Consider the following 255-nt stretch of genomic DNA (forward strand, 5'->3'; position numbering starts at 1 on the left):
TGACCAACGACACAGCAGTCACACAAGTGTCCCAAATCCAGTTGAACGATACGATCGTTGATGCATTGGTTGACAGCTACCAGGCTGCTAACACAACAACCCACGTAGAACGTCTGACGATCCGTGCTATCGACAACACCAACGTTGCTAACGCAACAGTCGGCGTTTCCATCGATGCAGGCGCATTGACAGCACAATCTGCACTGGACGTCACACTGGCCCGCGGCGCCAACTTCCTGAGCCTCGGCGCTGGTA

Annotated in this window: 1 protein-coding gene; it reads left to right on the forward strand. The window is 54.5% G+C overall.

The features are described from left to right. Window positions 1-26: 26 nt before the first annotated feature. The coding region (locus ACO0LL_RS30420) for a hypothetical protein (protein WP_422954551.1) at window positions 27-255 on the forward strand (229 nt) is incomplete at its 3' end.

The organism is Undibacterium sp. TC4M20W (genome assembly GCF_049340245.1).
Taxonomy (GTDB): Bacteria; Pseudomonadota; Gammaproteobacteria; order Burkholderiales; family Burkholderiaceae_D; genus Undibacterium.